We start from the raw sequence: 14,389 nt of genomic DNA on the forward strand, positions 1-14,389 counted from the left end.
TATTAGATTTTATTCAAAAATAACAATAGGTTATTCGCTTATAAAGCGTTTCGAAAATAAAAAAAAGATTTTTAAACCAAAAATTTAAAAATCTTTTTTCTGAAAATGACTTAGAAAGGTAGCTTAAGCTAGAATGATTTTGATACCCAAGTCTTCGATAGACTTGACGATGTTTGGGGACACCTTGTTGTCGGTAATGATGTAGTCTACGTCGATCAGTTCGCAGATCTTGCCTAGGCCTCTTTTTCCAAATTTGCTGCTATCTGCCAGGATTGCAATCTTTTGGGAGGTTTCGATCATTTTTTGGTTTAATGTTGCTTCAGGTAGGTTGCTGATGGAGATTCCGAATTCCAGGTCGATTCCGTCGGCTCCAAGGAACAGGATCCCGCAGCTGATCTCGTCCAAGATGCGGATCGCATACTGCCCGGCAACGGAAGATGAATTGGTCCTGATTAGTCCTCCGAGCTGTAAAACCTCGATGTTAGGCTTGCCACTGAGCTCTAAACCTACTTTTAATGCCGGCGTGATGACCGTAAGCATGTGTGTGGATTCAATGTTTTTGGCTAGGGTGAACACGGTTGTGCCGGATCCGATCATGATGGAGTCGTTGTCTTTGATCAGTTTGATCGCGGCCTGTGCTATGCGCTGTTTCTCCTCGCTGTTGATGGATTCCTTCACCATGATAGGGCGGTCGATAGCGTAAGGGTTGCTGTTGGAAGCTCCTCCTTTGATCCTGAATAACAGGTTTTTGTCTTCTAGTACTTTAAGGTCCTTTCGGATCGTTACGCTGGAAACCTTCATGGTTTCGCAGAGCCAGTCTATCGTAATTTTCCCTTTTTCCTTTAAGCTTTTTAGAATGAATTCGTGTCTGTCTGTGATATTCATCATAATTCATTAAAATAAGTTAATATAATAGCAAATATAGTCAGCATTTCTGTACTTGCCTATTCTTTTTTTTTATTTAAAAATGTTTTTTTATATTCATTTATTCCTACATTTGAATTCATAACTGGTATTATTTTAATAACCGAATCTAATTTATGTCGAAATTTACGTTGCCTATTCCAGCCACTAAAAGGAGATGGTATATCATAATTGTCATTTTTTTAGCCATTGTCTTCAATTATTATGATAGGCAGATTGTGTCGATCTTGAAGCCTATGCTAAAGGACGAGTTTGATCTGGGTGACGATGGATATGCCTTGGTGATCAATGTTTTCACGGTGTTCTATGCCTTGATGTATCCGGTGTCTGGTTGGTTGGTGGATAAATTCGGTGAACGGAAGGTGATGTTGGTCGGCATATTGGGGTGGTCAGTAGCATGTTTGGGAGGTGGTTTTTCAAGGACTTTTGGTTCTTTCCTGTTTTTCCGAGGGATGCTCGGCGCGGCAGAACCTACAAACTTTCCCGCTCAGTTGAAGGTGATCACGGTTTGGTTTTCAGGAAAATTGCGCGCTACGGCAAATAGCCTATGTGTTGCGGGAAGTTCGATCGGGGCGATCATTGCGCCGCCTTTGGTTGCTTGGCTCGCCATGCGCTATAATTTCCATACGGTATTTATCGTTGCCGGGGTTGTAGGCTTGATCATTGCCCTTTTATGGTTCCTGATCTATACGGAACCGCCAGCAGGGATCCGTAAGGAAGCAATCGGTGAGGCGGATGCTCAATCTGCCGGATACGGTTTCTCATGGGGGCAGTTATGGAAGACCAAGACCTTGTGGGGGATCCTGTTGATTCGTTTTGTGAGTGATCCCGTTTGGTATTTCTGTCTTTTCTGGTTGCCCGGCTATCTACAGGAAGAAAGTGGATTGACCTTGGCACAGATCGGTATGTTTGGATGGATTCCATTTTTGGTGGCCGATTTAGGAGCTATTGGCACTTCTGCATGGTCGGATAAAATGGTCCGCAAGGGCAAGGAGCCTTTGTTGGCCAGGAAAATTATGTTGAGTAGCATTGCAATATTGGCACCATTGTGCTGTTTGACGGACTATGTTTCCAATCCTTATCTCACCATTCTGATCTTTTCCTTGGTTGCCGTGGCTTGCTTAAGCTGGTTGTTTACCATTTCAGTGGTGATAGCCGAGGCTTTCCCTGTAAAGAATGTAGCTTCTGTTTTAGGGATCGCAGGTGGTTTTGGTGCATTGGGAGCAGTTCTGTTCAACTATTTCGTTGGTCAGATGATGGGATCGCTGGGTGCAGGGACCATTTTTATAGCAATGGCATTTATGCATCCCATTGCGGTATTGATTCTTTGGACCATGGTCAAAAAGGAGAAGCCCAAGGAGGCTGTATTAGTAGAGAATAATTAATTAAAAAATATTACAACATATTATTGTTATGGGAGAAGTTAAGAACATTTTGGAGCCTGCAAGAGAGACTCCTGTTCGTATGGAAGTTGATGTTTTGGTTGTTGGCGGCGGTCCTGCTGGTATTATTGCTGCTCAGGCTGCTGCATCAGACGGGTTAAAGGTTGCCTTGATTGACAACCGTAGCTTTGTTGGTGGGAATATGACCATCGGTTTACCGATCCTAGGTTTCTTGGGGCAAAAAGGAAACCAGATCATCAAGGGTCTTCCACAGAAGTTTATAGAACGCTTGAAAGAAGTGGATGCAGCCTCAGAACACCGTCCATGTCCACTGCACATGAGCTTGACCTTAGTGGAACCGGAAGCAGTGAAAAATGTTGGCTTGAAGGTTTTGGAAGAAGCTGGCGTGAAAGTACTGCTTTATGTTTTCTCTGCTGGTGTTGTGATGGAAGGCGATGAGCTGAAAGGTGTAATCATTGAGAGCAAATCTGGAAGAGAGGTCATTTTGGCGAAAACGGTCATTGACTGTACCGGAGATGCTGATGTTGCCTATAAAGCAGGGGTGGAATGCGAGCAAGGAAACGATGTTGGTGGTGCCCAGCCTCCGACCTTGATGTTCTGTATGGCTGGAGTGGATACAGACAAATTGCGGATGTCCATTGCTGAAGAGCCAAGAACTTATTTGACTGACTTTATACCAGCGGAATACTTTGGGCAAAACCATCAGTTTATCGTGGTTGGTCTTAGGAGTGTGATGGAAAAAGCACGTCAAGCTGGCTATCACCTTCCGGTTGAACGTACGATTTTGATCACCGGTCTTCGTGAAGGAGAGGTTTGGGTAAATATGTCCAGGATCAATGGCGTAGATGGAACTAATCCAGAAAGTTTGACTTTTGGGGAGATTGAAGGTCGCAGACAGGTGGAAGAGATTCAACGTTATTTGGTGGATTTCGTTCCTGGGTTTGAAGATGCACATTTCACTAAAATGGCTCCATTCCTGGGAATTCGTGAGACTCGCCGTATCGTTGGAGATTATGTGATGACTGCAGATGATATCTTGACCTGCCGTCGTTTTGATGATGCCGTTGCTGTGGCAAGTTATCCATTAGATATCCATCATCCTGAAGGTGGTGGCTGTACCTTGACCTGGTGTGGCGATAGTTATGATATTCCATACCGTTCTTTGGTACCTAAAAAGGTAAAGAATTTATTGGTGGCTGGACGCTCGATTTCAACGACGCATGAAGCTATGTCTGCCATCCGTGTGATGGCCCCATGTATGGCGATGGGTGAAGCGGCGGGGCGTGCGGCTAAACTAGCGGTTCGTCATGGCGTAAGCCCGGCAGATGTCAATGTGGAAGAGCTAAGGGCAGAATTGATCAATTCAGGGGCATATTTAGGAGAAGACCTAACGGCTACCGTTTAAAAATAATACAATGAAACGTTCCGAAATGTCCAATCGCAGGGAATTCTTTAAGAAAGTAGGTTTGTTGTCAGCAATGCCATTATTGGCGAAGCTGGATTTACAGGCTGCTGTTGCTCCTGTACTGGGTGGTCAGATTAAGGTGCTGACTTGCAATATCCGGGTTGATCTAGAGGAAGATGCCGCAAAGGGCTTAGGCTGGAAAGATCGCCGAGGTGCCTGTTTGGCAATCATTAAAAAGGAGAAAGCAGATTTAATAGGTTTTCAAGAGGTTTTGAAAGGTCAGTTTTTGGATCTCAAGGAAAACCTGAAAGATTACTTTGCTTTTGGATTTGATGGCCCTGAAATGGATCAGTTTAAGGAAGGTTATCATGGCATTGCCAAGAACCCTATATTGTTTTCCAAAAAGAGATTTGAGTTGTTGACAGCCAATACCTATTGGCTGTCGGAAACCCCCTTAAAGGCAGGAAGCCTTTCCTGGGGTTCAGCAAGAGCGAGGAACGCAGTGTTTGTAAGGTTGCTGGATAAAATAACTAATAAGGAAATCCGTTTAACAAACCTGCACTTGGACCATGTCAGTAATGAAGCCAAGGAAGGACAGATCAAGGTGGTGCTAGATGAGGCTGCGCAATATCAAACTGACTTTCCGCAGATCTTGACCGGGGACTTTAATGTGGGGATGGATTCTAAGGTTTATCAGGATGTTATTGATGCGGGATGGAAAGATTCTTATGTGCAGGTCCGAGGAAATGTAGTTCCTGAGGGTACTACCCATGGATTTAAGGGAAATGACCCGAACAGGAAGAAATCCAAGAAAATTGACTTTATCTTCCTGAACGGACCTTTGAAGGCCGTTGACACAAACATCATCAAGGATAGCTATAAAGGCGTTCTGCCAAGCGATCATTATTTTGTGAGTGCCGTATTGGCGTATCAATAAAGGAACGATTCAAATAAACAGTTAAAAAAAGAACAGTTTTTGGTACTGTTCTTTTTTTAGAGCGATTGGGTTTAATTATGTTATATTTTGTTTATTTTTATTTTACTTAAACACATATTTCAATTAAAACCTTAACTAAATTTAATGGCACAGCAAAGCACAATGGATAGGCTAGGTATACCTAGTCATTTAAAATGGGGCTACCTTGGTATTCTTATCTTCATGATGGGTGATGGGGTAGAGCAGGGATGGCTCAGTCCTTACCTTGTCAGTCATGGCATGAGTATGGAGCAATCGGCAGCTCTTTTCACCGTATATGGAATTACCATTGCAATTTCTTCCTGGTTTTCTGGCGTATTGGCAGAGAGTTATGGACCGCGTAAATCCATGTTCATGGGTTTGCTGTTGTATCTGATCGGGACCGTAGGTTTTGTGTCCATGGGAATGGCCAAATTGGATTACAATGCCATGCTGTTATTCTATGCCATCCGAGGCTTTGGCTATCCTTTGTTTGCCTATTCCTTTATGGTCTGGATCAACTACCGTAGTCCAAAACATATGTTGGGCAGAGCAGTAGGTTGGTTTTGGTTTGTGTTCACTGGGGGGCTGAATGTGTTGGGAGCCTACTATTCGAGTTGGGCATTGGATAAAATGGGTTATGAAAACACACTTTGGTCTTCTATACTGTGGGTCTTGATAGGTGCATTTTTTGCACTGGTCCTGAACAGGGATAAGTTTGAAACAAAAGCATCCAAAGGTTCAAAAGCTCAGGAGTTGATGAATGGACTGACCATTGTCAAAAAGGAGCCCAAGGTATTGATCGGAGGAATTGTGAGGGTAATCAATACGACTGCCCAGTTTGCATTTCCGGTGTTCTTGCCGATGTATATGGCAGAACATGGATTCAATACCAAAGAATGGTTACAGATCTGGGGAACCATTTTCACGAGTAACATTGCATTTAACTTAATATTTGGATTTGTAGGCGATCGCTTAGGCTGGCAACGCACCATTATGTGGTTTGGTGGAGTTGGCTGTGCGATTACCACGGTCCTTTTCTATTATTCGCCGGTATGGTTCGGAGGAGCCTATTGGGCGGTAATGGCGGCAGGTATAGCTTGGGGAGGGCTTTTGGCCGGCTATGTTCCTTTATCCGCATTAGTGCCTTCATTGGTGAAGGAGGATAAAGGAGCAGCGATGGCCATCCTGAACCTTGGAGCTGGACTGCCAGTTTTTGTGGGGCCAGCGATCGTAGGATTGTTGATCGGCACCATTGGAAGTGAGGGGGTGATTTGGGTACTGGCTGTATTATATCTGATCAGCGCAGTATTGACAAAATTTATCACGATTCCAGAAGGAGAGCTGAGGGAATCGGAGAAAGAATTGAATACCGTATAATTAAAGAATTTAGATTAAAAATAGAATAACAACCTATGAAAGTATTGCTAACTGCGCCTTATGAGAACGAAAAAGCTTTGAATGAATTGAAAGGTCTTTTTGATGAAGTCATTTACCGTTCATGGAAACCAAATGGACGCGCCTATAATCCAGCAGAACTAAAAGCGTTATTGAAGGAGACAGGGGTTGATGCCTTGATTTCCGAACATGATGAAATCACAGAGGAGGTATTGCGTGAGAACCCGAACTTGAAATTTGTCGGCATATGCCGTGGTACCCCATCGAATATCGATTTGAAGGTCGCTACAGAATTAGGTATTCCCGTATTCAATACTCCGGCAAGGAATGCACAGGCAGTCGCAGAGATGTTTATTGCTAATGTCATCACTTTGATGAGAAATACCGTTCCTGCTATCGATTGGTTAGAAGGAAAAAACTGGGGAGAAGGAGCGCATACTTCTTATTTACAGTTCAAAGGAAATGAGCTTGCAGGGAAAAAGGTCGGTATGGTCGGATTTGGTGCCGTAGGACAGCATATTGCAAGGATGTTGGTTAACTTTCCTTGTGAGATCTATTATTTCGATCCTTATTTTACAGATCCTAATACAGATTTTAAAAAGGTTGAATTAGAAGAATTGTTCGCTACTTGTGATGTAGTAGGCATCCATTTGCCCGTTACGCCAGAGACTACAGGAATGATAGACAAGAAATATCTTTCATTGTTGAATAAAGATGCGATTTTTGTGAATACAGCGCGTGCGACGGTTGTCAATCGTGAAGATTTATTGGAAGTGATCGAAGGTGGGCAAATCCGTGGTGCCGTTTTGGATGTATTCTACAATGAGCCACCAGATGAGATTGACTACAAGATGATCCTGAACAAGAATGTCATTGCAACGCCGCATATCGCTGGTGCTACCCATGAGGTAGAAGACCACCACGCATTTATCATGAACAACAACCTTAGGGAGTTTTTCCATAAGGGTAATAAATCTATCAAACAGCTTGTCAACAAAGCAGTTTTAGAGAACACATCAATTAGCTAAACATGGCAACAAAAGAAGCTTATTTAATCGTCGACATCGGCACAGGAAATGCACGCGTTGCAGTATGTGCTATCGATGGCGAAATCTTAAGTATCAAAAGAGAAAACGTTCATTACGAAACGGATACTCAATATGAAGACTCCATCTTCTTCAATCCTGAAGAGCTGTGGTCACAGATCCTGAAGCTTTCGAAAGAAGCATTGGCCGAAGCTGGAGCGGTGAAGATCAATGCTATCACAGCAACTAGCCAAAGGGAAGGTATTGTGGTGGTTGACCAAGAAGGAAAGCCATTGCTCGGCATGCCTAATATCGACCATCGAGGAAGAAAATGGGAAATCGACTTACAAGATAAAGATCTTGTCTATGATCTTTCTGGTCGTTACCCTACATCATTATTTTCTGCTTTCAAGCTTGTCGGAGTAAGGGAAGTATATCCAGAACTATTTGAACAGATTGCCTGCGTAATGAGCATCAGTGACTGGATCCAATTCCAGTTTTCAGGGGTTGCAGGATACGAGCATTCTCAAGCTTCTGAAACCTTGTTGTACGATGTGGCAAAGAAATCATGGTCCCAAGAATTATTGGATCAATTCAACCTATCCTCTAGCATCTTACCAGATTTGAAAGATTCAGGATCGATCCTGGGCGATATCAAAGCAGGCGTCTCGACCGCTTTTGGTATCAATCCAGCGGCAGTAGTAGTCGTTGGTGGAGGGGACACCCAATTGGCCATCCGTAGTATGGAACCTTCGGCTAATGACGTTGTCATCGTTTCGGGTACGACTACACCAATCATTAAGATTGTTGATAGCTATGAAAAAGATGCCGAGCAGCGGACATGGACCAGCAGGCATATCGATGCGGATAATTTTATCCTAGAGGCCAATGCCGGCGTGACAGGACTTAATTATCAACGTCTGAAGGAGATTTTCTATCCAAATGAGGGCTATGATGTCATTGAAAAAGAATTAGAAGATGCAACCTATTCGCAGTGTGTGGCTTCGTTAGGTTCTTTGATTGCAGATGAAGAAGAACCCTTGACCAAGGGAGGTTTTATCTTCAATGCACCGGTATCCCATCAGTTAACTCGCGGGAGCTTTGTTTTTGCGATTTTATGGGATATTGCCTGCAGTATCTATGAGAACTATAAGTTCCTGAGTGTGGTCTCTCCACACCAAGAGTCCTACATCTGGGCTTGTGGCGGCGGGGTGGAGAGCCGCAAACTGCGTCAGTTTATTGCCAACCTGTTTGGAAAGAGCATCAAGATCAGGGATACCTTCCGCCAAGCTTCCGTGCTGGGTGGTGTTTTCCTCTGCAATGATGCTTTAGGTGTCAAGAACGTGAGTCCGGAGTTATTGGAAGAGATACACCCGAAAGACCATGAGGAGTTTGAAAAACTATATCAAGAGTGGAAAAACGCTCGTAAAACCTTTAAAGAAGTAGTTTCCTAGATGAGTACATATTTTTTTGGATTAGATGTCGGGACCCAGGGGGCGAGGGTCGTTTTGGTGGATGAGAAAGGTGAATTGTTAGCATCTGATTCCCGAAAATTCCAATTGGATGATAAATTCCGTGAGGAGCAATCGCCATTGCTTTGGTGGAATGATTGTAAGGAGATGTTATCCAAGCTGATCCAGAAACTTCCAGATAACATTGACAAAAAAGATATCCTTGCTATCTCCGTTACCTCAACATCAGGAACGGTCATACCTTTGGATAACCAGAACCAACCCTTACATTCCGCCATCATGTACAGCGATCCCCGGTCAGCTGAACAGGGAAAGCGAATCAAAGTGATCGCAGAAAGAAACGTGCCACATGGCTATACCGGATTCAATGCATCCAGCGGAATCAGCAAAATGCTTTGGTATATCGAAACCTATCCTGAAAAGGTTCAGGATATCGCACAATGGATCCATGCTTCAGATTTCCTCGTAGGGAAACTTTGCGGAAACTACCAAGTGACCGACTATACCAATGTGTTGAAATCCGCTTATGATCTGGAGAAACTGGAATGGCCTACTTATGTAACCGAAGAGATCGGCCTAAAAGGAGAGTGGTTACAGGAAGTAGTACCCTCAGGAACCGTGGTGGGATCACTATTGCCAGCCTTGGCTGAGGAATGGGGTGTTCCCGAAATCAAGGTGGTCGTGGGCATGACTGATGGCTGCGCTACACAAATGGCTTCAGGAGCTGTCAAGCCTGGTACTTGGAACAGCACGATTGGAACAACCCTTGTAATCAAAGGCGTAACGAAAAACAACGTCGTAGATCCATTAGGCAGATTATACAGCCATAGACATCCAGAAGGTTATTGGATGCCAGGAGGAGCCAGCAATACAGGTGCAGATTGGATTTCTCTACAGTTTGCAGAGGGGTTAGAAGAACTCAACCAAGAAGCTTCGCACCTGATCCCGACCAATGAGTTGGCTTGGCCACTACTCCAAGAAGGAGAGCGATATCCCATTATGGCTTCCCATGCCAAGGGATTTGCTCCCGACAACATCAGCCGTGAGAAGCTGTTTGCTGCAAATCTGGAAGGAGTAGCTTTTATAGAAAAGTTAGCATACGATATTATCGAAGAGCTTTCAGGAGAAAAGATCGATGCGGTTTATTCTGCAGGAGGAGGCAGTAACAGTGATGTCTGGTTAAAGATCAGGGCTTCTGCGCTGAATGTGCCCATCTACAATTGCAAAGAGGCAAGCGGTGCCTTTGGTGCAGCTATCATGGCCGCTTCCAATACCTTTTACCAGACCTTGACCGAAGCATCAGAGCATATGACAGCCATTGAAAAAATGGTGGATCCAGATCCTCAGTTGCATGCTTCCTACCAAGTACAGTACAAAGACTTTAAAAATAAATTGAAAGATTTAAACTATTTATAGATGATAACAATCTGTCTTTTGAGACACGGAGAAACTGCCTATAATGCAGAGGGAAATAAATATTGCGGACGGACTGATATTCCTTTAACGGAAAAAGGGCTTTCCCAAGCCAAGCGAATGAATGAGCTGCTTAAGGATTACAGTTTTGATCAGATCTTTTGTTCTCCATTGCAACGAGCGAAAAACACCGCGGAGATTGCTTCCGGAAGACCCGATGTGGTTCAAGTCGATGAACGCTTGATTGAAGTCGATTTTGGCCAATGGGAAGGCAAGCGATCTGAAGATTTCATTGCCGAAGATCCAAATTCATGGTACAACTGGTTGTCAGATCCAGCAAGCTTTGAGGCTGGAAGGACGGGTGAAAATGCAAGCCAAGTGATCAATCGTTTGGAGAGTTTCTATGCTGAGCTGTTGGAGAAATATGATGGGCAGACCATTTTGGTGGTCGGACATAATGGAGTGAACAGACTGTTCATGGCGCAACAGCTGGGTATGCCTTTAAAGAACTATAGAAGGATCGTGCAAGAGAACTCTGCATTGACCTTGATAACATTAGATAAACATTCAGGTTTCAATTTGTTAAAATTGAATGCTTAATTTTAGAGCTTCAACAAAAACCCTATGAAGAAATCCCATTTAGTCCTATTTACTTTGATCGCTATGATGCAGGCTTCTCCTGCATTTTCCCAAAAACTGCACAAACTCAATTTCAAAACTGTTGAGGAAATGTATGAGTACTTCAAGTATCAACCAGGAAAGAAGATTATCTCCGGACATCGGGGGACCATTGAGGAACAGATGCCAGAAAATTCCATTCCTTCCATGGAGGCAGTCCTAAAGCATACCTCCGCAATCTTTGAGGTTGATCCACGTTTAACCAAGGATGGCGTGCCTGTCATGGTACATGATGCCACGTTGGAACGTACGACCAGCGGAAAGGGAAAAGTAGCTGATTTCACATGGAAAGAGCTTCAGGCATTAAAATTAAAGGATCATCAAGGTAACCCTACCAAGTATAAGATCAATACATTGGAGGAGATGATCAAATGGGCAAAGGGCAAGACGGTGCTAAACTTGGATAAGAAGGATCTCCCGATGGAAATGACGGCTGAAATCATCCGCAAGCATAATGCCTATGCTTGGGTTTGGGTTACAGTTCACAATGTGGAGCAGGCCAAGTTCTATTTGGATAAAAATCCCAAACAATATCTGTCCATGCACATCAAGACAGAAAAGGATTTAGAAGCCTTTAAGGCCTCGGGGCTTCCTTACGATCGAATGATCGTTTATATCGGACCTGAGATCAAACCTTCGAACCAAGCCATGTACACTTTCTTTAAGGAAAAGGGCGTGTTATGCATGATATCAACAGCACCTACATACGATAAGTTGGCAACGGTTGAGGAACGTGCTGAAAAGTATAGGGCTGTTTTTGCAGACGGAGCAACTGTACTGGAATCAGACTTGCCGATTGAGGTCAGCAAAGCTATAAAGTAACCCAAGGTTAATTAAGTTTATAGATTTAGGAAACCGGTACTGGTTTCCTTTTTTATTTTATTATGATTCTAACGCTTATTGATAATTATAGCTGTTTAAGTGGCTGTTTGTCAGTTGTTAATAATTTTTGTTTACCGGATGAAGCAGCTTGAATAATCAGTATCTTCGTTTACTGATTATTAACACATGAGAAAACCAATTTTTTTAACCGTACTCCTACTACTGGTTTGCAGCACTGTTTTATGTGCCCAATCGGCAGTAAGCATCAGCAAGGCCAATCTACCCACTTGGTTGAGAGCAAGCCAAATGAAGCCCCAATCCATCGATTTGAATGATATCAGTATGGGCTATTATTTTGAATTGATCGAAAACCAATATAATCTGCAGAACCAGACCCATTTCAACAGGACCATCAAAGTCGTTAGCGAGGCAGCGGGAGCCGAAAATGCGGGGCAGGCGAGCGTCAGCTTTGATCCCACGTACCAGAAATTGGTTATCCATGAACTTAATGTTATTAGAGATGGTAAAGTATTAAATCGCTTGGATCTTTCTAAATTCAAGACTGTAGCCGTCGAGACTGAACTTTCGAGAATGATATACAATGGTATTTATTCCGCAGTTGCTGTTTTGGATGATGTCAGGAAAGATGATAAGATTGTGTTTTCTTATTCCTTAGTCGGTTTTAACCCCGTATTTGAAGGGAAATTTGCGAACACCTATTATTTAGAAAGTACCGAACCAAATGGTCTGTTACACCTAGTTTATATTGTTCCTGAGGGCCGTATATTAAATATCCGAAAACAAAAAGGTGCAGCAGTTGAGAAAAAGCAGGTCAAGGGTAATCTAACCTATTATTATTGGGAGCAGCCCATGAATGCGTCCGAAGAAACGGGATTGTATACACCCAGCTGGTTTGATAATACCCCTCGTGTTGAGGTTTCTGAATTCTCTACCTGGAGGCAAGTTGCAGATTGGGCGAAAAGGATCAATCCGATCCCTAATATTAAAACCGGCTCAGCCTTGGATAAGGAGGTGAAAAAACTTTGGCAAGAAGCTGGAGGAGATAGTCTGAAATATTTTGAGAAAAGCTTGGACTTCGTTCAGAACTCCATCCGTTATATGGGAATTGAATTGGGCGAACATTCCCATCGTGCTCATCTTCCTGAAGTGGTCTATAATCAACGATATGGGGATTGTAAGGATAAATCACTGTTATTGGCTTCCATGCTCAAGAGCAAGGGAATAGGGTCTTCTTTGATCTTAGCTAATACCTATCAGGACAAGGAATTGGATAAGGTGCAACCTAGTCCATTTGCGTTTAACCATATGGTCTTGGCTGGGGTAGTCGCTGGACGTTTGATTGCCGTCGATCCAACGATTAGTAACCAGGGAGGTAGCATCCTGAATCGATATTTTCCTTATTATGGTAAAGTCCTGTTTCTTGAAAATGGAAAGAAGCTTTCCGAGGTAAAAAAACCGGTAGCAACTCATGGTTCCTTTCTCAATATCATAGAGGTTTTCCAGATCTTGGATGATGGCAAAGCCAATCTAAAGGTTACAACAACATACTATGACCATGAAGCTGATGCTATCCGCTATCAACTGCAGAGTTCTGCAAAAAACCAGTTGCAAAAGGAGTATGAAGATTATTATCAAAGGGTTTATGATAAAGCGAAGCATATTAGTCCATTGACCATCGACGATGATTTGGAAAATAATATTTTGGTCATCAAGGAAGAATATCTCTTGGATGCATATATAGTCGAAGAGAATTTGCAAAAGTCTGCCCCAATGTATTCCAAGTACATTTATGATCGCCTGCCCAAAGTAGAGGAAGGGATTCTAGAGCCAATTGCCATTAATTTTCCCCTTGATGTCCATCATGAAATCAAGATTGTCAATAAGGACAATAAAGCCATAGGCTTTTTTCAACCAGAAGAAAAGGTTTTAGACCGTGAAGCATATTGGTATTCAAAAGGGCAGTATGCTGATAAGGATACGCTCAAAATTTCCATTAGTTTTCGTAATAATGATTCATTTGTTCCCATGGAGCAGTCTCAGCAGTACGTGGAGGATTTCAAGGTCATGCAAGAAGGGATGGGGTATCTTTATTTTGTTGATAATAATGGTTATTTAACAATTGGGTCAATTAATCCCGTACAATTACCTAAAATAAATTTTGGAGCTCTCTTTACGTTTTTCACCATCGTCATCGCGACGCTGATCTTTTTATTTAAGACCCATTATAAATCAAAACCAACTGGTTTTATCAACCTGTATCATGAACATACGCGAAATGATATTGGCGGTTGGTTAATCGTTCTGGCAATTAAGCTTGTCATTGGTGTGTTTTTTTTAACTGTTATGATATTCATCACACCAACCTCCATCAGTGATTCGCTATGGGCATTACTTGATAATGCAGATGATGCCTATGGTTATTTGCTTCTCTTTCTCATCGTATATTTAGTGTCTCACGCTGCTTATTTAGCATTTAATATCTATTGCTGTATTTTGTTATTTGAACGCAGGGATATCTTTCCGCAGACCTATTTTTTCGTGAATATTGCTGGAGTGGTCATCCTGATTTTTGCTAATTTCGCCATTTCACTTATTTATCCTAATAGCCTGACCTGGGGTTTTATGAACCCTGGAGATCTTTGGTCTATTTTCGTAATTATTGCTTGGTCCATTTATCTATACCTTTCAAAGAGGGTTAAGGAAACCTTTACAGTACCCTATCATAAGGATAGCTATTACTACTTAGGTGGGAGCGGAAATTCAAGTACAGAATTATCATCTGCATCAGAAAATCCATCCCCGGAAAACTATGGACCCCATCCTTTGAATAATTAGAATAGGGGAGTTTAATATGCGTTATAGGGGGTGTAATT

The 14,389-nt window shown here is 42.7% G+C and carries 11 protein-coding genes; 10 read left to right on the plus strand and 1 reads right to left on the minus strand.

Going from position 1 to position 14,389, the window contains the following annotated elements:
• Positions 1 to 123 precede the first annotated feature (123 nt).
• On the minus strand, positions 124 to 888 hold the full coding sequence (locus NMK93_RS04420; RefSeq protein ID WP_175486313.1) for a DeoR/GlpR family DNA-binding transcription regulator: 765 nt from the start codon (positions 886 to 888) through the stop codon (positions 124 to 126).
• Positions 889 to 1,040: 152 nt separating this feature from the next.
• On the opposite strand from NMK93_RS04420, the gene NMK93_RS04425 reads away from it, so the two are divergent.
• The 10 genes from NMK93_RS04425 (at position 1,041) to NMK93_RS04470 (ending at position 14,351) form a co-directional block, all read left to right on the plus strand.
• Positions 1,041 to 2,309: an MFS transporter gene (locus NMK93_RS04425; protein WP_254529825.1), complete on the plus strand. Its 1,269-nt coding sequence runs from the start codon at positions 1,041 to 1,043 to the stop codon at positions 2,307 to 2,309.
• A 28-nt stretch (positions 2,310 to 2,337) separates the two neighbouring features.
• Positions 2,338 to 3,732, plus strand: a complete 1,395-nt coding sequence (locus tag NMK93_RS04430) for an FAD-dependent oxidoreductase (protein WP_185210472.1) — start codon at positions 2,338 to 2,340, stop codon at positions 3,730 to 3,732.
• Positions 3,733 to 3,742: 10 nt separating this feature from the next.
• A complete protein-coding gene (locus tag NMK93_RS04435; protein ID WP_254529827.1) occupies positions 3,743 to 4,669 on the plus strand; it encodes an endonuclease/exonuclease/phosphatase family protein in 927 nt (308 codons plus the stop codon).
• A 144-nt stretch (positions 4,670 to 4,813) separates the two neighbouring features.
• On the plus strand, positions 4,814 to 6,067 hold the full coding sequence (locus NMK93_RS04440; RefSeq protein WP_254529829.1) for an MFS transporter: 1,254 nt from the start codon (positions 4,814 to 4,816) through the stop codon (positions 6,065 to 6,067).
• Between the two features lie 35 nt (positions 6,068 to 6,102).
• On the plus strand, positions 6,103 to 7,113 hold the full coding sequence (locus NMK93_RS04445) for an NAD(P)-dependent oxidoreductase (RefSeq protein ID WP_254529831.1): 1,011 nt from the start codon (positions 6,103 to 6,105) through the stop codon (positions 7,111 to 7,113).
• Between the two features lie 2 nt (positions 7,114 to 7,115).
• The gene (locus tag NMK93_RS04450; RefSeq protein WP_254529833.1) at positions 7,116 to 8,564 is read left to right on the plus strand and encodes an FGGY-family carbohydrate kinase; all 1,449 of its coding nucleotides are present in this window, start codon (positions 7,116 to 7,118) and stop codon (positions 8,562 to 8,564) included.
• Positions 8,565 to 9,998 carry an FGGY-family carbohydrate kinase gene (locus tag NMK93_RS04455; protein ID WP_254529835.1) on the plus strand — a complete coding sequence of 478 codons (1,434 nt, stop codon included), beginning with the start codon at positions 8,565 to 8,567 and terminating at the stop codon, positions 9,996 to 9,998. It abuts the gene before it with no gap.
• Positions 9,999 to 10,595 (plus strand): histidine phosphatase family protein, encoded by a 597-nt coding sequence (locus NMK93_RS04460; protein ID WP_254529837.1) that lies wholly within the window; start codon positions 9,999 to 10,001, stop codon positions 10,593 to 10,595. It abuts the gene before it with no gap.
• A 24-nt stretch (positions 10,596 to 10,619) separates the two neighbouring features.
• Positions 10,620 to 11,495 carry a glycerophosphodiester phosphodiesterase family protein gene (locus NMK93_RS04465; RefSeq protein ID WP_254529838.1) on the plus strand — a complete coding sequence of 292 codons (876 nt, stop codon included), beginning with the start codon at positions 10,620 to 10,622 and terminating at the stop codon, positions 11,493 to 11,495.
• 186 nt (positions 11,496 to 11,681) lie between these two features.
• Positions 11,682 to 14,351 (plus strand): DUF3857 domain-containing protein, encoded by a 2,670-nt coding sequence (locus tag NMK93_RS04470; RefSeq protein ID WP_254529841.1) that lies wholly within the window; start codon positions 11,682 to 11,684, stop codon positions 14,349 to 14,351.
• Positions 14,352 to 14,389: the final 38 nt, after the last annotated feature.

Origin of the sequence: Sphingobacterium sp. LZ7M1 (assembly GCF_024296865.1) — a bacterium.
Lineage (GTDB): Bacteria > Bacteroidota > Bacteroidia > Sphingobacteriales > Sphingobacteriaceae > Sphingobacterium.